This window comes from Epibacterium sp. HA2-3 (assembly GCF_055693725.2).
Window position 1 is genome coordinate 2,567,454 of sequence record NZ_CM172490.1, and the last position, 19,643, is coordinate 2,587,096.

General features: G+C 60.0%; 22 protein-coding genes. 7 read left to right on the forward strand and 15 right to left on the reverse strand.

Features of this window, described 5'->3' with window-relative positions; translation table 11 throughout:
- Nucleotides 1–5: 5 nt before the first annotated feature.
- Together ACZ1HH_RS12005 and ACZ1HH_RS12010 are read right to left on the reverse strand one after the other, a co-directional pair.
- Nucleotides 6–1,946: an extracellular solute-binding protein gene (locus tag ACZ1HH_RS12005; protein WP_472636732.1), complete on the reverse strand. Its 1,941-nt coding sequence runs from the start codon at nt 1,944–1,946 to the stop codon at nt 6–8.
- A gap of 253 nt (nt 1,947–2,199) precedes the next feature.
- A complete protein-coding gene (locus tag ACZ1HH_RS12010; protein ID WP_011539869.1) occupies nt 2,200–2,700 on the reverse strand; it encodes a c-type cytochrome in 501 nt (166 codons plus the stop codon).
- Between the two features lie 120 nt (nt 2,701–2,820).
- Here ACZ1HH_RS12010 and ACZ1HH_RS12015 point away from each other — a divergent pair, with 120 nt between their 5' ends.
- Nucleotides 2,821–3,651 (forward strand): prephenate dehydratase, encoded by an 831-nt coding sequence (locus tag ACZ1HH_RS12015; protein WP_011539870.1) that lies wholly within the window; start codon nt 2,821–2,823, stop codon nt 3,649–3,651.
- Between the two features lie 53 nt (nt 3,652–3,704).
- Here ACZ1HH_RS12015 and ACZ1HH_RS12020 read toward each other — a convergent pair whose 3' ends face one another.
- From ACZ1HH_RS12020 to folK, 13 genes are all read right to left on the reverse strand, one after another.
- Nucleotides 3,705–5,588: a PhoX family protein gene (locus tag ACZ1HH_RS12020; RefSeq protein WP_472636733.1), complete on the reverse strand. Its 1,884-nt coding sequence runs from the start codon at nt 5,586–5,588 to the stop codon at nt 3,705–3,707.
- 147 nt (nt 5,589–5,735) lie between these two features.
- Nucleotides 5,736–6,461 carry a DNA repair protein RecO gene (recO, locus tag ACZ1HH_RS12025; RefSeq protein ID WP_472636734.1) on the reverse strand — a complete coding sequence of 242 codons (726 nt, stop codon included), beginning with the start codon at nt 6,459–6,461 and terminating at the stop codon, nt 5,736–5,738.
- Nucleotides 6,462–6,464: 3 nt separating this feature from the next.
- The gene (locus ACZ1HH_RS12030; RefSeq protein WP_416369115.1) at nt 6,465–6,794 is read right to left on the reverse strand and encodes a DUF1491 family protein; all 330 of its coding nucleotides are present in this window, start codon (nt 6,792–6,794) and stop codon (nt 6,465–6,467) included.
- 164 nt (nt 6,795–6,958) lie between these two features.
- On the reverse strand, nt 6,959–7,864 hold the full coding sequence (era, locus tag ACZ1HH_RS12035) for a GTPase Era (RefSeq protein WP_011539874.1): 906 nt from the start codon (nt 7,862–7,864) through the stop codon (nt 6,959–6,961).
- The gene (rnc, locus tag ACZ1HH_RS12040; RefSeq protein WP_044027273.1) at nt 7,861–8,547 is read right to left on the reverse strand and encodes a ribonuclease III; all 687 of its coding nucleotides are present in this window, start codon (nt 8,545–8,547) and stop codon (nt 7,861–7,863) included. Before rnc ends, era begins: the two co-directional genes overlap by 4 nt.
- 209 nt (nt 8,548–8,756) lie before the next feature.
- Nucleotides 8,757–9,593 carry a signal peptidase I gene (gene lepB / locus ACZ1HH_RS12045; protein WP_011539876.1) on the reverse strand — a complete coding sequence of 279 codons (837 nt, stop codon included), beginning with the start codon at nt 9,591–9,593 and terminating at the stop codon, nt 8,757–8,759.
- Nucleotides 9,594–9,737: 144 nt separating this feature from the next.
- Nucleotides 9,738–10,166, reverse strand: a complete 429-nt coding sequence (gene acpS / locus ACZ1HH_RS12050; protein WP_472636735.1) for a holo-ACP synthase — start codon at nt 10,164–10,166, stop codon at nt 9,738–9,740.
- A 26-nt stretch (nt 10,167–10,192) separates the two neighbouring features.
- Nucleotides 10,193–10,618, reverse strand: coding sequence for an ABZJ_00895 family protein (locus tag ACZ1HH_RS12055; RefSeq protein WP_472636736.1), 426 nt, complete (start codon nt 10,616–10,618; stop codon nt 10,193–10,195).
- On the reverse strand, nt 10,615–11,373 hold the full coding sequence (locus ACZ1HH_RS12060) for a pyridoxine 5'-phosphate synthase (RefSeq protein ID WP_472636737.1): 759 nt from the start codon (nt 11,371–11,373) through the stop codon (nt 10,615–10,617). Before ACZ1HH_RS12060 ends, ACZ1HH_RS12055 begins: the two co-directional genes overlap by 4 nt.
- Nucleotides 11,374–11,494: 121 nt before the next feature.
- A complete protein-coding gene (locus ACZ1HH_RS12065) occupies nt 11,495–12,199 on the reverse strand; it encodes a DUF2062 domain-containing protein (protein WP_472636738.1) in 705 nt (234 codons plus the stop codon).
- Nucleotides 12,200–12,229: 30 nt separating this feature from the next.
- Complete coding sequence (locus ACZ1HH_RS12070) at nt 12,230–14,362, reverse strand: RelA/SpoT family protein (RefSeq protein ID WP_011539881.1); 2,133 nt, start codon at nt 14,360–14,362, stop codon at nt 12,230–12,232.
- 38 nt (nt 14,363–14,400) lie between these two features.
- Nucleotides 14,401–14,754: a DNA-directed RNA polymerase subunit omega gene (gene rpoZ / locus ACZ1HH_RS12075; protein ID WP_005615037.1), complete on the reverse strand. Its 354-nt coding sequence runs from the start codon at nt 14,752–14,754 to the stop codon at nt 14,401–14,403.
- 114 nt (nt 14,755–14,868) lie between these two features.
- A complete protein-coding gene (gene folK / locus ACZ1HH_RS12080) occupies nt 14,869–15,438 on the reverse strand; it encodes a 2-amino-4-hydroxy-6-hydroxymethyldihydropteridine diphosphokinase (protein WP_487320290.1) in 570 nt (189 codons plus the stop codon).
- Between the two features lie 135 nt (nt 15,439–15,573).
- Between folK and ACZ1HH_RS12085 the strand changes: the two genes are divergently transcribed.
- The 6 genes from ACZ1HH_RS12085 to rnhA all read left to right on the forward strand — a co-directional run bounded on the left by ACZ1HH_RS12085 (nt 15,574) and on the right by rnhA (nt 19,564).
- On the forward strand, nt 15,574–16,143 hold the full coding sequence (locus tag ACZ1HH_RS12085; RefSeq protein ID WP_011539883.1) for a LabA-like NYN domain-containing protein: 570 nt from the start codon (nt 15,574–15,576) through the stop codon (nt 16,141–16,143).
- Nucleotides 16,144–16,312: 169 nt separating this feature from the next.
- Nucleotides 16,313–17,263 (forward strand): 4-hydroxy-3-methylbut-2-enyl diphosphate reductase, encoded by a 951-nt coding sequence (gene ispH, locus ACZ1HH_RS12090; protein ID WP_472636740.1) that lies wholly within the window; start codon nt 16,313–16,315, stop codon nt 17,261–17,263.
- Nucleotides 17,264–17,426: 163 nt separating this feature from the next.
- Nucleotides 17,427–18,044, forward strand: a complete 618-nt coding sequence (locus ACZ1HH_RS12095) for a LysE family translocator (protein WP_011539885.1) — start codon at nt 17,427–17,429, stop codon at nt 18,042–18,044.
- Entirely contained in the window at nt 18,044–18,502 is a 459-nt protein-coding gene (locus tag ACZ1HH_RS12100) for a DUF3429 domain-containing protein (RefSeq protein ID WP_011539886.1), read from the forward strand. The genes ACZ1HH_RS12095 and ACZ1HH_RS12100 overlap by 1 nt, the downstream gene beginning before the upstream one ends.
- Nucleotides 18,499–19,098: a class I SAM-dependent DNA methyltransferase gene (locus ACZ1HH_RS12105; protein ID WP_472636741.1), complete on the forward strand. Its 600-nt coding sequence runs from the start codon at nt 18,499–18,501 to the stop codon at nt 19,096–19,098. The genes ACZ1HH_RS12100 and ACZ1HH_RS12105 overlap by 4 nt, the downstream gene beginning before the upstream one ends.
- Nucleotides 19,091–19,564, forward strand: a complete 474-nt coding sequence (gene rnhA / locus ACZ1HH_RS12110) for a ribonuclease HI (protein WP_011539888.1) — start codon at nt 19,091–19,093, stop codon at nt 19,562–19,564. The genes ACZ1HH_RS12105 and rnhA overlap by 8 nt, the downstream gene beginning before the upstream one ends.
- Nucleotides 19,565–19,643 lie beyond the last annotated feature (79 nt).

The window sequence follows — 19,643 nt, forward strand, 5'->3', positions numbered from 1 at the left end:
GGAGCTTACCTCAGCGCACCAGCATCGCGCAGCGCTTTGGCCTTGTCCTCGTTATACCACCAGAAGTCCAGATACCCGAGGCTATAGGGCGGGATTTCCGCCGGGTGCTCATATTGATCGTAATAGGCGGCCCAGTGGTTCGGGTTATACCACAGCGGGATCATGATGAACTCATGCCGCAAGGCGCGATCCAGCGCCGTCATGATGGTAGTTTCTTCTTCGCGGGTCTCAGCGTGCAGCGATCTCGTGATGATCTCATCCACCAGCGGGGAGGCCAGACCGGCAGGGTTGAACAGCGAGAAGGCTGCGGCCTCGGACCCGAACCGCTGCTCCAGACCGGTACCGGTGCCAAGGAACGTGGTGTAGCTGTCGACCACCAGATCATAATCGCGGTCCCGTTCCCGGCTGGTGTATTGCGCCGTATCCACCACCTCGAAATTGACCTGAACGCCAAGGTTTTCGAGGTTGTCGACGAAGTTCTCCATCACCCCGCGCGTGGTGGGCGAGGATGAGGAGGAAAACAGGAAATCCAGCTCAAACGCAGAGCCATCCGGAGACATGCGCATGCCGCCATCGCCCACCGTATACCCGGCCGCATCCAGCAAGGCCGCTGCCTTGCGTGCGTTGCGGCGGTCAAACAGTCGCGAAGGATCGGAGGTCGGCGGGATATAGACCTCTTCGGTCAGCATCTCGTTCGGAACAAGGTCGCCGAGGCTCTCCAGAAACGCGCGCTCGGCGCCCTCGGGCACGCCTTTGGCCATCAGGGGGGAGTTCTGGGTGAACGACGCACGGCGATCAAAGAGACCATAGAGAAGACTCTCGTTGGACCACTCAAAATTGAACGCCAGAGCCAGCGCTTCGCGCACACGCCGATCTTGCAATTCGGGAGAGGCGAGATTGAACACGATGCCCGATGACGCAGGCGGTGCACCATTTGGCAGCTCTTCGAGTTTCACCGCGCCGCTATCGACCTTCGGAAAGTCATAGCCGCTGGCCCATTTCTTGCTGTCGCCTTCGGCGCGGAAGGTATACTCGCCCGCCTTGAAGGCCTCAAAGGCTGCCGTGTCGTCGGCAAAGATTTCCACCCGCAGCGAATCAAAGTTGTGCCGCCCCTGATTGACCGGCAGATCCTTGCCCCAATAATCAGGGTTGCGTTTCAGCACGATACGACGCGACAGGTCGATTTCGTCGATCACATAGGGACCAGAGCCCGGAGGCCCCTCGATCCAGTTCTCGTTGAGCTTCTGTCCCGTTTCATCGAACCACTTCTTCGACCAGGCCGGTACGCCGCCCACCTGCTCGATCAGGCTCCGGCGTGAGACGCCATCAGCAAAATAGAACTTGATGGTGTGATCGTCGATCACCTCAACTTTTGGGATCAGCCGGCGAATGAAGTCTGCGTAGGACTTCAAACCTTGATCCAGCAGCAGGTTGTGGCTGAAGGCGATGTCATGTGCGGTGACCGGTGTGCCGTCGGAGAACCGCGCCTCGGGACGCATGCGAAAGATCACCCAGCTCTTGTCTTCCGGATATTCCACGGTTTCGCAGAGCAGGCAGTAGGACTGACCATATTTATCCGCAGGTGCCGCATCCGAGAGGAGGCTCTCGTAAGGGTAGACAGAAAACGCATGCGCCCGACCCTTGCCAGAATAGGGGTTCATGCTGTCGAGAGTCCCGATGAAGGGAATCGCAAGCTCCCCTCCCTTCGGCGCGTCCGGGTTTACATAGTCGAAGTGTTCAAAATCAGCCGGATAATCCAGATCGCCGTAAAACGAATAGCCATGGCTGACGGTGGTCGCCTCGCTCTCTGTGCTCTTTACCGCAAGCGCCGAGGTCATCAGGGCCGCGGTGGACATGAGGACCGCCCCCGCGAGAGGTTTTAACCACGATCGAGTGCGGGCTTTTGCAGTTCCTGTTGCGGTCGCTGTCGCACGTCTGATCGTCATCTGCCTAACCCTTCTTATGTGGCGCCATTGCCCGATCGCACCGGTGCTGGCGTTTTATCTGCTTTCTTCAAAGCTAAAGGTCAGAGCGCATCGTTTTCAAGCCGAGATTGCGGCCTCGCACGGAATTGAAAACAAACTGCGCACCTTGGTTGACCCTTGGTCGATTTCAATCAACGGTTTAGGGCGCAAGCGTCAAAAGAAAAGGCCGCAGCAGTGCTGCGGCCTTTTCACGTTAACCCTGTGCCCGTCGCACTTAGTTTGCAGTGGTCTGCAGGTAGGCGATCAGGTTCACCCGGTCCTCGACCTTTTTCAAACCTGCAAAGGACATGGTGGTCCCGGAGGCATAGTCGGACGGCTTGAGGAGGAATTCGTTCAGCGCTTCTGGTGTCCAAGCGCCCTCAAGCGCGGTCAGCGCACCCGAGTAGCCAAAGCCTGCGCTTGCTGCGATATCGCGGCCAACAACACCGTCGAGGTGCGGGCCGGTTGCATCAGTGCCGTCAAGCTTGTGGCATGCGGAGCACTTGCGGAAGACTTTCGCACCCTTGTCGACATCCGCCGAGGCCATCAGCGTCGCAAAGTCCACCTCAGGCTCGTCGCTTGCACCACCTGCATCAGCCACCTCGATGACGTAGGACGCCTCTCCGTGTGCCTCAACGTGATAGAGCTCCTCGGCAACCCATTTGCCCAAGAGGAACACAAGGAACGCGCCACAGAAACCTGCGGTCGCTTTGGTGAGTGTCATTGTGTCAAACATGATAGCGTGTCCATTTCAGCTGTCTAACAGGGTGTCTAAGGCTTCCCCTATCAACTGGCAAGGTATAGACACCGCGACTAAACGACCAAATTCCCAAGTTTTTGCAAAGATGACGCAGCTATGACCCAGAAAATCGCAATTCAGGGCGAACTCGGCTCCTACAGCCACGAGGCCTGCCGCAACAAACGGCCCGATATGGAGGTGCTGCCCTGCCGGGGATTTGAGGATGCCATCAACGCCGTGCGCTCCGGCGAGGCCGAGCTCGCGATGCTGCCGGTGGAAAACACCACCTATGGCCGGGTCGCCGATATTCACCGACTGCTGCCCCATTCCGGCCTCAAGATCATCGATGAGGCTTTTGTGCGCGTCCACATCAACCTCCTGGGGGTGCCCGGAGCCACCCTTGATGACATCAAGGAAGCGCATTCGCATCTGGTGCTCTTGCCACAATGCGCAACGTTCCTGCGCCAACACCAGATCCAGGGCCGCGTCAGCCCTGACAACGCGCGCGCCGCCCGCGAGGTGGCCGAGCGCGGGGAGATCACCCACGCTGCGCTCGCGTCGGAACTGGCCGGTGAGATCTACGGTCTCAATGTACTGGCCCGCCACATTGAGGATCAGGGCAACAACACCACGCGGTTCCTGACCATGGCACGCGAGGCTGATACAAGCCGCCGCGGGGACAACGGCATGATCACCAGTTTTGTCTTTCAGGTCCGCAACATTCCCGCCGCGCTGTATAAGGCGATGGGCGGGTTTGCCACCAATGGCGTCAACATGACCAAGCTCGAGAGCTACATGGTCAATGGCTCTTTTACGGCGACCCAGTTCTATGCCGACATCGACGGCCACCCAGAGGATGAAAACGTCCGCCTCGCCATGGATGAGCTGAGCTATTTCACAACCGATGTGGAAATCCTCGGCGTCTATCCCGCAGATCGCAAACGCTGAGGGCGCAAACTGGCCCCGTTGATTGGGGCCAGCCACAGATACACGGATCGGCCTTAGCCGATCATCGCACCATCTTCGCGCCAGACCGCCACGATCGACGACCGCGGCTTGCCCGCGCCATCAGGCCACGCACCACCCGGATGCTGCACGCCCACAAAGGCCACTGTCTTGTCGAGCGACCAGCACAGGCCTGTCACCTCCGCCCCGTTGGGCACGGTCATGAAACGCGCAATCTCACCCGACTCGGGGTCACCAACCAACATCTGGTTGTTGCCCTGCCCGGCAAAGTCACCCTCGTTGTCATCATCGCCATCGGTTTGAATCCAAAGCATCCCGTCGGATGAGAAGGCCATCCCGTCCGGCGAGTTGAACATATTGCCCGCGTTGACATTGGCCGACCCGGCGTAGGCATTGTCGTAGACAGTTGGATTCCCCGCCATCACATAGAGATCCCATGTAAAGACTTCGGCGGCGTGATTGTCCTCCGACGGGGCCCAGCGCACGATCTGACCATACTTGTTGGTTTCGCGCGGGTTTGGACCATTCACAGATGTGTCGTCGCCACCGGCATTAGGCTTCACACCGCGATTCTTGTTGTTGGTCAAGGCGCAATACCCCTCGGCCTTGAGCGGGTTGCAGGCGACCCATTCGGGGCGATCCATGGTGGTCGCTCCCACGGCAGAGGCTGCCAAGCGGGTGAAACACAGGATCTCTGCCTCCGACATACCTGTGGCCTCAGGCGTCAGTGCCAGCCACTCACCGGTCTGGTCATCGTTGAACTTAGCGGCATAAAGCTGACCATCGTCCAAAAGACCCTCTGTCGGCGCCCCCTGGGTCCAAGTGTTCGTGGAGACGTATTTATAGAGATACTCACCCCGCTCATCGTCGCCCATATAGACAACGATCCGACCATCCGCCGCATGCACCATCTCGGCGTTTTCATGTTTGAAACGGCCAAGGGCGGTGCGCTTCACCGGCACAGACGTCGCATCCGCCGGGTTGATCTCCGTCACAAAGCCATGACGGTGCGGCTCTTTGGGCTCCTTGGAGATGTCATAGCGATCATCGAACTTCTCGTAGGCATAACGGCCTTCACCACCGATGCCATAGCGAATGTAGCCTTCGCCCTCCGGCATCTCGCCGGTGGCGCCAAAGTAGCCGTTGAAGTTCTCTTCACACGTCAGATAGGTGCCCCAGAGCGTTTTGCCGGAACCGCAGTTGTTCATCGTGCCTTTGACCCGGCGCCCCGAAGGGTCGGCATCGGTCTTGACCAGTTCATCCCCGGCGAGCGGACCGGCAAGGGTCATCTCGGTCTCATGCGTGATACGGCGATTGTAGGGGCTGTCTTTGACCACTTGATACCCTGTCGCGCCGCGCGCGATCTCCATCACTGTGACGCCCTGCAAATTCTTCAGAAGTTGCACCTCATCTGCATTCTGCGGCACCCCCTCAGAGGACGCGGGCAGGTTGATCTTGGGGTTCACATATTCTGAGTTCACGACGAGAATCTCGCGACCGTCTACCTCAAAAAGCTCCATCCCATCGGTGTTTTCACCAAAAACTCTGTCGGACATCGCAAGCGAAACGCCCGTATCGGCAGAATAGGCGCCCTCGGCGTCAGACCAGAGCGCATCCCCCCAGCGCACAAGCACCTGTGATTTGTAGCCTTCGGGAACATGAACCGCATGATCCGTGGCAATGCCGATGGGCGTGAAGGCAAATTTTGCGTGCGCGTGTGCCCGCGATGCAGTCGTGGACGACATCAGGCCTGCGCCAAAAACAGCAGCCCCAGATCCAAAGGCCAATGCGCCCCCGAGAAAACCCCGGCGGGAGACGGCGCGCTCCACCACAGCATCAAACTGATTCTGGTCGGGACGCGGGCTGCGATGCTCGTCAAAATCGTCCCACGAAAGGTCAATCAGGCTCTTCTCAACCATATTCCTATGCTCCTTGCGATCACACTGGCTGGGGCGTGGCCACATTCAACTGGCCGCGCTTCAAGAGCGTTCTCAAGGTCCGATGTATCATGCTTATGACGCGGGTGAAGAATGGTCTGATTGCGCGGGACGTTGGAGTGCATATCGCTAAACGCGACGGGCCAGCGCATCCAGAAACCGGCCGCGCGCCTCCGGGATGGGACGATTTCCCAAAGCAGGCGCAAGCTTTGATTCAAGGAAAAATCCCGTGGTTCTGAGTGCGGTCAGGATCTCGATGTCTTCGGCTGCCCCCTCGCCCCGCATCACGGGGGGCAAGGGCAGCAGCCGGTCGGCCCATTCGCCAGCTGCCGCGCCGGAGACCGCGCGCCCGGTTTTGGGCGAGACATATCTCAGATCCTGTGTCACGCCCGTAGCGGCGCAGGCGGAAAGATCGAGCCCGTAGCCCAGATCTTCGAGCAGTGAGAGTTCCCATCTCAGATAGGCCAAAGGCCAGAGATCTTCGCTGTCCAGAAGGTCCAGAAGCGCGGAGCTGCGATGATAGAGCGCGGGATAGGGTGCGCGATCCGGCAGGGCAAAGGCCAACAGCGCACAAACCGCATTGAGGCCTGCAAGCGCGAGACGTCCCGACAGTGCCATCGCCGCGCGGCTGCGCAACGGTTCGGCCTTGTAGGTGCCCAAGTGGTCTTCGAGACGCGCTGACCATGTGAGGTCCAGCTGCGCGCCGGGTTGCAAATGCGGCGCCATCTTACGGCTGGCGCCTCCACGCACGAGGCCCGCATGCAACCCGTGATCTTCGGTGAAGACTTCGATCAACGCCGAGGATTCGCCATGGCGGCGCACCGTGAGCAATATGCCTTGATCGCGCCAGTCCATTCTCTAGTCCAGCCCCGGCTCGTCCAACAGGTGTCGCCCCTGGCGGTCCTCCACCTCGATCACCCATAGGTCGCTGTCGAATTGGCGTTGCTTGGCAATGGAGGCCTCGACCTCGCCGTCTGCGCCCGCGACCAGTTCGACCCATTTGCGATCGCCGGTCATCAGATCAAAGCTGCGCTGGTAGGCGCGCGCCTGCCCGTCCAGCGTGTTGAGCTTCACCAGAACTGCGCCCGCAGTATCGTCCCCATGGGCTGTGACAAAGGCCGGTATGTCCTGAAACCGCAGACGGGCCAGGTAGGCATCGACCCAAAAACGCGCTGTGAGACGGGACATGGAAGCTCCTTGGCGATTGCACGGCCCTCCGGATGCGGGAGAGTTCTTTGCTTCAGGGATAGATGCAGAGCGCGTGCAAGAAAAGCAAACCTTTGCTCCAGAGGCACGGGCGGGTGCCTCCAGCGGGGGTATTTACAAGAAGGGAAAGAGAGCGGCTCGACGGGTTAGTTGCCGTCTTTGAACTCAAGGCCCATTTCCGAGTACCGCTCGGATTCTTCAAGCCAGTTGGGGCGCACCTTAACCTGCAGGAAAAGATGGATCTTGCGATCCAGGAATTCCTCAAGCTCGGCGCGTGCCGCCTGACCAACAGCCTTGATGGTCTCGCCACGTTTGCCGAGCACGATGCCCTTGTGGCCATCGCGCACCACATAGACGACCTGGTCGATGCGCGCGGAGCCGTCCTTGCGCTCTTCCCATTTCTCGGTCTCCACCGTGAGCTGGTAGGGCAGTTCCTGGTGCAGACGCAGGGTGAGCTTTTCGCGGGTCATTTCGGCAGCGATCATGCGCAGCGGCAGGTCGGCGATCTGGTCTTCGGGATAGAGCCACGGGCCTTCCGGCACTTCGGCAGCAAGCCACTGCCGCAGATCCTCGGTCCCATAGCCTTTTTCGGCCGAGATCATGAAGGTCTCTGCGAAGGGGAAGCGGTCGTTGAGATCCTTGGTCAGACCGAGCAGCACATCGGATTGCACCTTGTCGATCTTGTTGATCGCCAGCGCCACGCGCCGTCCCTCGGCTACCTCTCCAAGGTTTTCCAGGATGCGCTCGACGCCCTCGGTCACGCCGCGGTGGGCTTCGATGAGCATCACGATCACATCTGCATCCGCAGCCCCGCCCCAGGCTGCTGCCACCATCGCACGGTCGAGCCGGCGGCGCGGCTGAAACAGGCCCGGCGTGTCGACAAAAACAAGCTGGCTGTCGCCTTCCATGGCAACACCGCGAATGCGCGCCCGGGTGGTTTGAACCTTGTGGGTCACGATCGAGACTTTGGCGCCGACCATCCGGTTGAGCAGCGTGGATTTCCCGGCGTTTGGCTCGCCTATGAGGGCGATAAAGCCTGCGCGTGTGGTCATGTCTGTTGCTCCAGTTTGGCCAGGAGGGCCTTGGCGGCCGCCTGTTCGGCGAGGCGTTTGGAGCCTGCGGTGGCCTGCTCCTCGGTGCCGTCTTCAAGGCGGGCGGCGATGGTAAAGATAGGTTCGTGATCTGGCCCCTTGCGGGCAACCAATACATAGGCAGGCGGCGGTTGACGTCGCGCCTGCACAAATTCCTGAAGGGCGGTTTTGGGGTCGCGGGCGTCTTCTTCGACGGTGCCCACACGTTTCCCCCAGAGGCGAAGGATCACGCTTTGAGCGGCCTCGAAGCCTGCATCGCGGTAAACTGCGGCGATCACCGCCTCCATCGCGTCGCCCAACAGGGCCTGCTTGCGCCGCCCGCCAGAGAGCATTTCCGAACGCCCCAGTTTCAGCACCGCACCCAGATCGATTTGCCGGGCTACATCGGCGCAGGTTTCCTTGCGCACCAGCGCGTTGAAACGCGGAGCCAGCTGGCCTTCGGTGGCATCCTTGTCGTGTTCCAAAAGCGCCGTCGCCATGACAAGACCCAACACACGATCCCCGAGAAACTCCAGCCGCTGATTATCCTGCCGATTGGGAGACGACACCGACGGATGCGTCAGCGCGCGGATCAACAGCTCCGGGCTGGAAAATTCATGCCCCAGCCTTGCCTGAAAGGCGAGGATATCCCGAGATAGCTTCACGTGTGGTCCTTTGAACAGCTTGAGGGCACAATTTGAGGGCACAATCGCCCCGGTGGCTTCGTTCCATATCCCAGCACGGCGCCAGAGGAAAGCACTCTGCGCGACCATCGGCCTTGCGCCAATCGCAACTCTTGATATTGCGCGCAGCAAAACGGCCGCAGATGCAAAAGACCTACGGCCGACATGGATGATCCCGATAGGGTCCGTTGTCAGGTGATGCCCTTAAAGAAGCGATCCCCGCGCCAGGTCCAGAAGAACAGCATCGAGCGCCCCGCCGAAGAGAACATGATGCGATCTGCACGCCCGATCAGATTCTCGAAGGGGACGTAGCCAACACCGCCCACTGCCTTGGACACCCGGCTGTCGGTGGAGTTGTCACGGTTATCCCCCATAAAGAAGAAATGACCGTCTGGCACATGATAGACCTTGGTGTGGTCGCTGGCCTGATTCCCGATGTTGATGATCGCATGCGAGGTGCCGCCCGGAAGCGTCTCGATCTGACGCGATTTCTTGCAGACGCCGCCCTGACCAACGGGGTCGTTTTCACAGCGCGGGAACCTGCCCTGAGGCCCCTGGCGCTCCATTGCTTCTTCGAACTCGCCATCATCCATCAGACCAACTGCCGCGCCATTGATGTGCAGCACGCCATCTCTCATCTGCAATTTGTCACCCGGGAGCCCCACAAGGCGCTTGATGTAGTCGGTTCCATTTACAGGATGACGGAATACGACAACGTCGCCACGCTCTGGCTCACCCCCGAAAATACGGGTGTTGTCCCCGTCTACAAAGCCGCAGATGTCCTTGGCGTCGATATTGATCCCGATAGAGTTCAGGCGGATATTCGGGCAGGAGGCGTAGGAATAGCCATAGACCATCTTGTTGACGAAGAGGAAATCTCCGATCAGCAGCGTCTCCTTCATCGAGCCAGACGGAATCCAGAACGGTTGAAAGAACAGGGTGCGGAAGACACCGGCAATCAACAGGGCGTAGACAATGGTCTTGATCGTCTCGACGATTGAGTTCCCGCTTTTGGTTTTCGACGCCATCAGGCTCTCCGGTCATTAGTGGACTGCTCCGGGGCTACATGCGGGGCTGTCCGCCGCAAGTCAAGCGGTGGCGATCAGAGCGCGCGTTTGTGGCGCGGTGCAGGCACGCTGTTCCCTGCAGCCGGGAGGCCGTGCTCAGAAGGCTTATGTCGTCTGTGCTGTCTGGACGTCGGGCAAGATCGGACGTGCTTCGATCATCACGACTGCCTGGGCCCAGGGGTGATCATCGGTGAGGGTCACATGGATCACCGCCTCATGCCCCGGCGGCGTCATCTCATCCAGCCGCGCCTTGGCCCAACCGGTTACGTGCATCACCGGCTGCCCGGTCGAGAGGTTGGAAACCGACATGTCCTTCCACGCGATCCCCATGCGCAGGCCGGTCCCAAGCGCCTTGGAGCAGGCCTCCTTGGCAGCCCAGCGCTTTGCGTAGGTGCCTGCCACATCGAGGCGACGCTCGGATTTCGCCTGTTCGACATCGGTAAAAACCCGATTGCGAAACCGATCGCCAAACCGATCCAACACGCCTTGGATGCGTTCGATATTTGCCAGATCCGTACCGATGCCGAGAATCATTTGGTCTTTCCCTCAGATTGCTCTGCTCATGGGCGTTTCTGTGCCCGCAGCATGGACTTTGCGCCGGTCGCCAAGAAGAACCGGACCAGCAGAAAGGAGATCATCGCCTGAAACAGCACCGCAACCAGCAAGAATATGGTGCCCTGAGGTTGGGAAAGAATGTGTTTGATCTCTGGCACCGCAATACTGAAGGCGGCGGTGGACAGCAGCGTCAGACCCAGGATCACAATCCCTGCGCGCCGGGCAAAGCCCCACATCTCGGCAGGCTCGGGCATGCGCTCCTGCGCCTTGGCAAAGGCTTGCCCCTCGACCATCGCGGCCCCCATGGCCGGAATGATCGCCATCCCGGCATTCGAGATGTCAAAGCGAAAAATCGCCTGCACCAACAAGATCAGAACCATCAGAGCAACCATGATCCCGAGGTAGACAATGGCAAATCGACCCAGTTTCACGCGTCAGCTCCAGAGCGTGCCGCATCCATCAGGCGGCGCATTTCACCAATAGCGGGAGAAAGGCCGCGAAAAATCGCCTCGCCGATCAGAAAGTGCCCGATGTTGAGCTCCCGCACCTCGGGAAAGGCGGCGATAGGGGCAACCGTCTCATAGGTGAGGCCATGCCCCGCGTGAACTTCAAGCCCCAAGGAATGTGCGTAGGTGGCCATCTCGCCAAGCGCTGCCAACTCAGCGTCGCGGGCAGCAAAATCGCCCTCGGCGTGGTGGTCGCAATAGGCTCCGGTGTGCAGCTCGATCACCTCGGCACCGATGCGATGGGCGGCTTCGATCTGTTTCTGATCCGCAGCGATGAAAATAGAAACCCGGCTTCCGGCCTCTCGCAGCGGAGCAATATAGGCGGCCAGCCGGCTTTCGTCGCGCACCACATCAAGCCCGCCTTCGGTTGTGCGTTCCTCGCGCTTTTCCGGCACGATGCAGACCGCATGCGGTTTGTGACGCAGAGCAATCTTTTGCATTTCCTCGGTTGCGGCCATCTCAAAATTGAGCGGCACCGTCAGCGCAGCCATCAGGCCGTCGATGTCCGCATCAACGATGTGGCGGCGGTCTTCGCGCAGATGCGCCGTGATGCCATCGGCTCCGGCCTCTTCGGCCAATTTCGCCGCGCGGATCGGGTCTGGATAGGCACCGCCACGCGCGTTTCTCACGGTCGCGACATGGTCGATATTGACGCCAAGGCGCAGAGTGTTGGTAGACATGAGAGGGTCTCTTTGGTGGGTGTCTGTTGCAGCAGACCCTAGCGGTGAAGGCCAAAGAGGCAAGGCACAAGGGGCGAAGTGATACAATTCTCCGCCATCTCGGCCTCGGTATCAGGGGGGGCTACTCCGTGCGCCCGATCTTGGGGGTGCGGCTTGGAGGTTGGGTGCCACGCGGCGGGTGCGGACTGTTCACAGCCTCCAGCTCGGCCCGCTTCTTGATGGCGTCGAACTTCGCCTTGATCTTGCGACGGCGGCGCTGCTGATAGGTGCGGATCAACGGCACCGAGAGCATATACCCCACCGTGGCCACAATTATCCCCGGAATGATGCCGCCGATCATGTAGGGATAAAAGACCTCGTCATAAAAGACCTTGAGCCCGGTCCAGTCCACCGGTGTCCCGGTCGCCACCGCATAGACGTTGTACCAAAGATCCCACCCCGCCGCGAGAAACTTGTCCGCAAGCGTGTCATCGACCTCTGCCACCGGTTGGCTGCCCAACAACCAATGCCCAGTCTGAAGCGAGATCACCCCAATGGGCACATAGGTCAGCGGATTGCCAAAAAACGTCGCCGAGAGTGCGGCAAGCATATTGCCGTTCATCACCCGCGCAATGGTGGCCGCAACGATGAAGTGAACCCCGTAAAAGGGCGTAAAAGTGGTGAAAAGCCCGGCCCAGATGCCGCGCGCGATGCGTTCTGGATGGTCAGGCAAGCGCCGGATCCGATGCTTGACGTACAAAAACGCCCTCCCCCAGCCCCCGCGAGGCCAGAGAAACTCCGCAGCCGCCCGTAGCGGCGGGCGTCTGTCTCGGCGCCTGAATACCAAAGAATCGTCCCTATTCTTCGTCTAACGAGGCTAGATCGTGCGGGCTTGCGTTCCAGGCGTTTCCCGGTAGCGCGCGACCGCGGCGACGTCGCTTTCAGCTTCCAACATCAGTATCAGCGAATGCAGCTGCTCCACATCGCGCAGCTCCACATTGATCATCAAGCGGTAAAAGTCAGGTTTCCGATCCTTGAATTCAAGGTTCGAAATGTTGGCTTTCTTTTCGCCGATCAACGTACAGATGCGCCCCAGAACGCCTGCGTCGTTCCCGATCGTCAATTCAAGTGTGACGCCATAGACAGCGGGATGGGTGCCCGAGTGCCAATGCACATCGACCCACCGGTCCATCTGGTCCTCGAACTCTCCGAGCCGGTCACAGTCCGCCGAGTGTACCACGACACCCTGCCCACGCGAAGTGATCCCGATGATACGCTCTCCCGGCAGCGGCTCGCAGCAGGAAGCGCGTTCGAACTTCTGGCCCGGTTCCAGGCCGATCACAGCGCGCCGGGGCGAGACTTCCTCGCCGTCCTTGTCAGTAAGCTCCGGGTAGACGGCCTGCACCACGTCATGCGCGGTGATCACGGCAGCTCCAAGGCGCGCCAGCAATTCGGTCACATCACTGACCCGCAACGCGCGGGCCGCAGTTTCCAGCGCCTTGTCGGTGGCCTTCTTGTTCATGTGCTCAAACGCGGAACGCGCCAGCTCATGGCCGAGTTTTACAAACCGTTCCCGGTCCGCCTCCCGTAGGGCCCGGCGAATAGCCGTGCGCGCCTTGCCAGTGGTGGCAATTTCCAGCCAGCTGACCTGCGGAGTCTGGCCTTCGGCGGTGATCACTTCCACCGACTGACCATTTCTGAGCCGGGTCCAGAGCGGCACCCGGATGCCGTCTACCTTGGCGCCGACACAGGCGTGGCCGATACGCGTGTGGATCGCATAGGCAAAATCAATCGGTGTGGCACCCTTGGGCAGCTTGATCACGTCGCCCTTGGGCGTGAAGCAGAACACCTGATCCGAATACATCTCGAGCTTCACCGCTTCGAGGAATTCGTCGTGATCGTCCTCACCATCAAACTGTTCAGTGAGCGAGGCGATCCACTTGGCGGGATCAACGGCAAAGGGGTTCTCGGTGCGCACACCATCGCGATAGGACCAATGCGCCGCCACACCCGATTCCGCAACATCATGCATCTGCCGGGTGCGGATCTGCACCTCGACCCGCTTGCCGTCGCGTCCCGACACCGTGGTGTGGATCGAGCGATAGCCGTTGGATTTGGGCTGGCTGATATAATCCTTGAACCGCCCCGGCACCGCCCGCCAGCGCTGGTGGATCGTGCCAAGCGTGCGATAGCAGTCCTCTTCGGAGCGCGTGATCACGCGAAAGCCGTAAATGTCCGAGAGACGCGAGAACCCCTGATCCTTTTCCTGCATCTTGCGCCAGATCGAATAGGGTTTCTTTGCACGGCCAAAGACTTCCGCCTCAACGCCCGCCTTCTCCAACTCCAGCCTCATGTCGCCGGTAATCCGATGGATCACGTCCCCGGTCTCGCGCTGCAGGGTCACAAAGCGGCGGATAATCGACTGGCGACCTTCGGGGTTCAGCACCTTGAAGGCCAGGTCTTCCAGTTCCTCGCGCATCCACTGCATCCCCATCCGCCCCGCGAGGGGGGCGTAGATGTCCATGGTTTCGCGGGCTTTTTGCGCCTGTTTTTCCGGGCGCATGGCACGAATGGTGCGCATGTTGTGCAGTCGGTCGGCCAGCTTGACGAGAATGACCCGGAGATCCTTCGACATCGCCATAAACAGCTTGCGAAAGTTCTCCGCCTGTTTGGTTTCGCGCGACGAGAGCTGCAGGTTCGTCAGCTTCGTGACACCATCGACCAGCATCGCCACTTCTTCGCCAAAACGCAACGACACTTCCTCGTAAGAGGCCTTGGTGTCCTCGATCGTGTCGTGCAGCAGGGCCGTGATGATGGTCGCATCATCTAGCCGCTGTTCGGTCAGGATTGCGGCGACTGCGACAGGGTGTGTGAAATAGGGTTCCCCGGAATGGCGAAACTGCCCGTCATGCATTTCCTCGCCAAAGGCGTAGGCGTCGCGCAGGCGCTGCTCATTCGTTTTAGGGTTGTAGTCGCGGACCAGGGAAATCAGGTCATCAGCAGATGTCATTGCCGGTCCGCAACCTCTCTTGTTTCAAGCAGCCCGGATCAGCCCTGACCCTGGGCCTCCATCAAGGCGCGCAGGAGCTTTTCTTCGCTCATGTCGTCTTCTTGTGGCTTGTCCGCTTCGCCACCCATCAAGAGAGCCATGGAATCTTCTTCCGGCTCGTCCACCTCGATCTGAGACTGGTTGCTCTCGATCAGGCGCTCGCGCAGGGCATCGGCGCTTTGCGTTTCCTCGGCAATCTCGCGCAGGGAGACGACCGGGTTTTTGTCGTTGTCACGGTCCACGGTGAGTTCGGCACCGGCAGAGATCTCACGCGCACGATGTGCGGCCAGCATCACCAGCTCAAATCGGTTGGGAACCTTGTCAACGCAGTCTTCGACCGTCACGCGGGCCATGGGCGACTCTCCAATACAGTTCTGGGTCCAGAGGGGGTGCTTCTAGGATGAATCACGGGACTTGACAAGTCGGAGACGATCACAATTGCACGAATGCTACAAAACGCCCCTCTCTCAGAGGGCGCGCACCTCGGCCACATCAGAGGCCGGACATCGTTTCAGCATCTCCCGGACGCTCAGCTTGAAAACCGGATGCACCCAGTCTGGAGCAATATCCCGAAGCGGCACAAGCACAAACGCACGGTCCTGCACACGCGGGTGCGGCAGAATCAAATGCTCGGGTGCTTTCGTCCTCTGCTCGCTTTGAGGCAGCGAGTGCCAATGGTTAAACGTCTGAATATCGGGCGCAATTTCCTGATCCACAGCCAAAAGATCTAGATCAAGTGTCCGCATGCCCCAGCGCTGTTGCCTTCTGCGGTGAAACTTGGTCTCGATTTTGTGAAGTCTGCGCAATGTCTCGTCCGCAGAAAAAGCGCCGCGCAATACAATTGCCGCATTCACATAATCAGGCCCGGCGCCCGCTGGAAAGCAAGGCGTTGCATAGAAACGAGAAACAGCCACAAGGTCGAAACCTTCGCCCGAGAACTCCGCAAGGCACATTTGCAGGATTTCTAATGGTATAGTACCCTCATCCTCGAGGTTACTTCCCATAGCCACAAGATAAGTTGACCGGTTTTCGGCCATGATTGTCCCCAATTCCATAAGACCTAACCCTTGCGGGGAGTGCCAAATAACCTAAATTAAGTCCACCCGCGGCGCCGGAGATTTATTTAACTCACTCACGGAACTTTGGCCCGCGACACCAGAAGGACACATTTAATGTTTTACAAAGACGAACGGCTTGCGCTGTTCATAGATGGCTCGAATTTATATGCCTCCGCCAAGGCATTGGGATTTGACATCGACTACAAGCTTCTGCGTCAGGAATTCATGCGTCGCGGCAAACTTGTACGGGCTTTCTATTACACGGCGCTGCTTGAAAACGACGAATACTCCCCGATTCGCCCCCTTGTAGATTGGTTGCATTACAATGGATTTTCCATGGTGACCAAACCTGCCAAGGAATATACCGACAGCATGGGCCGTCGGAAGGTGAAGGGCAACATGGACATCGAACTCACGGTTGATGCGATGGAGCTTGCGCCGCGCGTCGATCATATCGTGCTGTTCTCGGGCGACGGGGACTTCCGTCCGCTGATCGCCAGCCTGCAGCGTCAGGGTGTGCGCGTGTCGGTCGTTTCGACGATCCGCAGCCAGCCACCAATGATTTCGGACGAGTTGCGCCGACAGGCCGACAATTTCATCGAGCTTGAAGAGCTGCGCGATGTCATTGGCCGCCCCCCTCGCGAAGTCCCGAGCGAACCCCGCGCGGTTCCGGCCGAGGATTGATCGCTGCGCTTCTGCGCGACGTTCACCTGATCATCGAGAAACCCCCGGTGCAGATACTGCGGCGGGGGTTTTCTTTTGCAGCCCTGCCCGACCGGCACTGGACCTTGAACGGTGCAAGGCTTACCTCTGATCCAAGACGCTCACATCTGATTTGCGGAGACCCGCGCCCATGGCCGCCAAACCACCCCTCACCCTCTATCTTGCAGCTCCGCGTGGCTTTTGCGCAGGTGTCGACCGGGCCATCAAGATCGTGGAGATGGCGCTCGAGAAATGGGGCGCTCCGGTCTATGTGCGCCATGAGATCGTTCACAACAAGTTTGTGGTCGACGGGCTGCGGGACAAGGGCGCGGTCTTTGTCGAGGAACTGGAGGAATGCCCGGACGACCGGCCGGTGATTTTCTCTGCCCATGGCGTGCCGAAATCCGTGCCGGCCGCCGCCGAGGCGCGCCAGATGGTCTATGTCGACGCCACCTGCCCGCTTGTCTCAAAGGTTCATATCGAGGCCCAGCGCCACGCCGAAGCCGGGCTTCAAATGATCATGATCGGTCACAAAGGGCACCCGGAGACGGTTGGCACCATGGGTCAGCTGCCCGAAGGAGAGGTCTTGCTGGTCGAAACCGTCGAGGATGTGGCCCAGGTGGAGGTCCGAGACCCTGAACGGCTCGCCTTTGTCACTCAGACCACCCTCTCGGTGGATGACACCAAAGACATCGTGGCGGCGCTGCAAGCGCGTTTCCCGGCCATCGTCGGCCCCCACAAGGAAGACATCTGCTACGCCACCACCAATCGGCAAGAAGCCGTGAAAGAAGTGGCCCCCAAAGCAGACGCACTCTTGGTGGTCGGTGCGCCGAACTCGTCGAACTCGCGCCGACTGGTCGAGGTCGGGGCCAAGAATGGCTGCAGCTATGCGCAGCTGGTACAGCGGGCCGAAAACATCGACTGGCGCGCGCTGGAGGGCATCCACAGCATCGCCATCACTGCGGGCGCCTCTGCGCCCGAGCTATTGGTGAACGAGGTGATCGACGCCTTTCGCGACCGCTATGAGGTGACGGTGGAGCTGGTTGAGACCGCCGTGGAGCGGGTGGAGTTCAAAGTGCCGCGTGTCCTGCGCACGGCCTGAGGCCACCTCAAGCTCCAAGCAAGACCTACTTCCGAGCCCTGAGACCAAGCTGGCAATGCGCCACTCTCGGGGCGCGAAGGGCGCTTGCAACTTTACCACGCGTGGCTACCTTGAAAGACACGCACCTAGGGCGTCACACGTCGTTTTCAGAGGAACAGCTGCTTTGATTTCCCTGCAATTTCTCCTGACCGCATTTGTCGTGGTCCTCGCGCCGGGTACCGGTGTGATCTACACTCTGGCTTTGGGTCTGGGGCGCGGACGCCGGGCCGCCCTCTGGGCCGCAGTAGGCTGTACTTTCGGTATCCTGCCGCATCTGATGGCCGCCACACTGGGGCTTGCGGCGGTGCTGCATTCCTCGGCCGTGCTGTTCCAAGGCATCAAGATCGCAGGTGTTCTCTACTTGCTCTACCTCGCTTGGCAGATGCTGAAATCCGATGGCGCGCTCTCGGTCTCTGCGGCACAGCCTGCCTCACAGCCGGGGATTACGATCGCCAAACGTGGCGCCCTGATCAACATTCTGAATCCCAAGCTCTCGATCTTCTTTCTGGCACTGCTGCCGCCGTTCCTCTCCGGCAATACAGCCACCGCCACGCAGGAAATGGTCGCACTTGGTGGGATCTTCATGGCGATGACCTTTGCCGTCTTTGCGCTCTACGGTCTTTTTGCCGCGCAGGCCCGCAGCCTCATTCTTGGCTCCGAGCGCGTAGTGACATGGCTCAATCGCAGCTTTGCCGCCATCTTTGCAGCTCTCGCGCTGCGCTTGGCAATGGAGCGCAGCTGATGTTTCGCGGCATTCCCGCAGCGCCGCTCGCGCTTGGCCTCGCTGGCCTCATTCCTTTTGTGTGGGGCGCCCTGACGCTGCTGGTGCCTGCATTGCAGTCGTGGGGGATCAGCGCGCTTGGCCCACGCTTTGTCGGTCCCTATGTGCAGCTGTTTTACGGCTCGGTGATCCTAAGCTTCATGTCCGGTGTGCTCTGGGGGTATGCCACGCGTGCCTCTGGCCGCCTGCAATCGGCGGCCTGCTACGCGCTTTCGGTGATCCCGGCGCTCTGGGCCTTCTTTATGACCGGCGGCGGCCCCGTCAGCGCGGGGCTCAACCTGATCTGGGGCTTCCTCGGCCTGTTGCTCTTGGACATGATGTTCAGCCTGTGGCGCCTGACGCCCGCGTGGTGGGTTCGACTCCGCGTGCTGCTCACCGCTATTGTGGTCCTGAGCCTCAGCATCGGCGTCTTCCTATGAGCGACAAGCAAACCATGGCGGTCTATGCAAAGGCCGCAGAAGACTACGCCAAGGGATTTGCCCGCACCAAGGACACCGTTCACGATCGCGATTATGCGACCTTTGTGGCCGGTCTGCCCGATGGTGGCACGGTGCTAGACCTTGGGTGTGGGCCCGGGCATTGGGCGGCGCGGTTTCGCGATGAAGGCTACCACGTCACGGCCATGGATGCCTCGCCCGAAATGGCCAGATATGCAAAGGACACCTATGGCATCGACGTGACTGTCGCCACGTTCGAGGACATTGATACAACCGCCCGCTATGACGGGATCTGGGCCTTCTTCAGCCTGCTCCACGCCCCGCGTACGGATTTCCCCGGGCATCTCTTGCGGCTGCATCGTGCGCTCAAACCGGGCGGCATGCTGGCGCTTGGGATGAAACTTGGCACTGGTGAGAGACGCGACACATTGGGGCGGTTTTACACCTACTACAGCGAAGACGCGCTGCGCGCCCTGCTCGCCGAGGCAGGCTTTGAGGTTCTTGGCGCCCGCTGTGCCAATGGCAAAGGATTGGCTGGCGCCCGCGAGACCTTTGTCGTACTGACCGCCCATGCCTGATTTGTTTGCCTATACCGACGGAGCCTGCTCCGGTAATCCCGGCCCCGGTGGCTGGGGCGCCCTCTTGCGTGCCATGGACGGGGAGACCGTCCTGAAGGAGCGCGAACTGAAGGGCGGCGAAAAAGAGACGACCAACAACCGGATGGAGCTTCTGGCCGCGATTCATGCGCTCGAGAGCCTTGCACGCCCCTCAAAGATCACCGTGGTGACGGACTCCGCCTATGTGAAGAACGGCGTCACAGGCTGGATCTTTGGCTGGAAAAAGAACGGCTGGAAGACATCGGCGAAAAAGCCCGTCAAGAACGTAGAGCTTTGGCAACGTCTGGACGCCGCACAATCTCGCCATGACGTCACCTGGGAGTGGGTCAAGGGCCATGCGGGCCATCCGGAAAACGAGCGCGCGGACGAGCTGGCACGCGCAGGAATGGCGCCGTTCAAATCCTCCGGCAAATCTTCCAAAGGCTGAGATCGAGCCCCGCGCAGACATACCTTCGCTGTGCGCCGTGCGCGTCCGGCGCTCTTGGTTATACGCCGCCACCCAGCTA

What these genes read in the sequence shown, in the direction of transcription:
- ACZ1HH_RS12005 (WP_472636732.1), bottom strand. Translation starts at nt 1,946, where the DNA reads ATGACGATCAGACGTGCGACAGCGACCGCAACAGGAACTGCAAAAGCC.
- ACZ1HH_RS12010 (WP_011539869.1), bottom strand. Translation starts at nt 2,700, where the DNA reads ATGTTTGACACAATGACACTCACCAAAGCGACCGCAGGTTTCTGTGGC.
- ACZ1HH_RS12015 (WP_011539870.1), top strand. Translation starts at nt 2,821, where the DNA reads ATGACCCAGAAAATCGCAATTCAGGGCGAACTCGGCTCCTACAGCCAC.
- ACZ1HH_RS12020 (WP_472636733.1), bottom strand. Translation starts at nt 5,588, where the DNA reads ATGGTTGAGAAGAGCCTGATTGACCTTTCGTGGGACGATTTTGACGAG.
- recO (WP_472636734.1), bottom strand. Translation starts at nt 6,461, where the DNA reads ATGGACTGGCGCGATCAAGGCATATTGCTCACGGTGCGCCGCCATGGC.
- ACZ1HH_RS12030 (WP_416369115.1), bottom strand. Translation starts at nt 6,794, where the DNA reads ATGTCCCGTCTCACAGCGCGTTTTTGGGTCGATGCCTACCTGGCCCGT.
- era (WP_011539874.1), bottom strand. Translation starts at nt 7,864, where the DNA reads ATGACCACACGCGCAGGCTTTATCGCCCTCATAGGCGAGCCAAACGCC.
- lepB (WP_011539876.1), bottom strand. Translation starts at nt 9,593, where the DNA reads ATGGCGTCGAAAACCAAAAGCGGGAACTCAATCGTCGAGACGATCAAG.
- acpS (WP_472636735.1), bottom strand. Translation starts at nt 10,166, where the DNA reads ATGATTCTCGGCATCGGTACGGATCTGGCAAATATCGAACGCATCCAA.
- ACZ1HH_RS12060 (WP_472636737.1), bottom strand. Translation starts at nt 11,373, where the DNA reads ATGTCTACCAACACTCTGCGCCTTGGCGTCAATATCGACCATGTCGCG.
- ACZ1HH_RS12070 (WP_011539881.1), bottom strand. Translation starts at nt 14,362, where the DNA reads ATGACATCTGCTGATGACCTGATTTCCCTGGTCCGCGACTACAACCCT.
- rpoZ (WP_005615037.1), bottom strand. Translation starts at nt 14,754, where the DNA reads ATGGCCCGCGTGACGGTCGAAGACTGCGTTGACAAGGTTCCCAACCGA.
- folK (WP_487320290.1), bottom strand. Translation starts at nt 15,438, where the DNA reads ATGGCCGAAAACCGGTCAACTTATCTTGTGGCTATGGGAAGTAACCTC.
- ACZ1HH_RS12085 (WP_011539883.1), top strand. Translation starts at nt 15,574, where the DNA reads ATGTTTTACAAAGACGAACGGCTTGCGCTGTTCATAGATGGCTCGAAT.
- ispH (WP_472636740.1), top strand. Translation starts at nt 16,313, where the DNA reads ATGGCCGCCAAACCACCCCTCACCCTCTATCTTGCAGCTCCGCGTGGC.
- ACZ1HH_RS12100 (WP_011539886.1), top strand. Translation starts at nt 18,044, where the DNA reads ATGTTTCGCGGCATTCCCGCAGCGCCGCTCGCGCTTGGCCTCGCTGGC.
- ACZ1HH_RS12105 (WP_472636741.1), top strand. Translation starts at nt 18,499, where the DNA reads ATGAGCGACAAGCAAACCATGGCGGTCTATGCAAAGGCCGCAGAAGAC.
- rnhA (WP_011539888.1), top strand. Translation starts at nt 19,091, where the DNA reads ATGCCTGATTTGTTTGCCTATACCGACGGAGCCTGCTCCGGTAATCCC.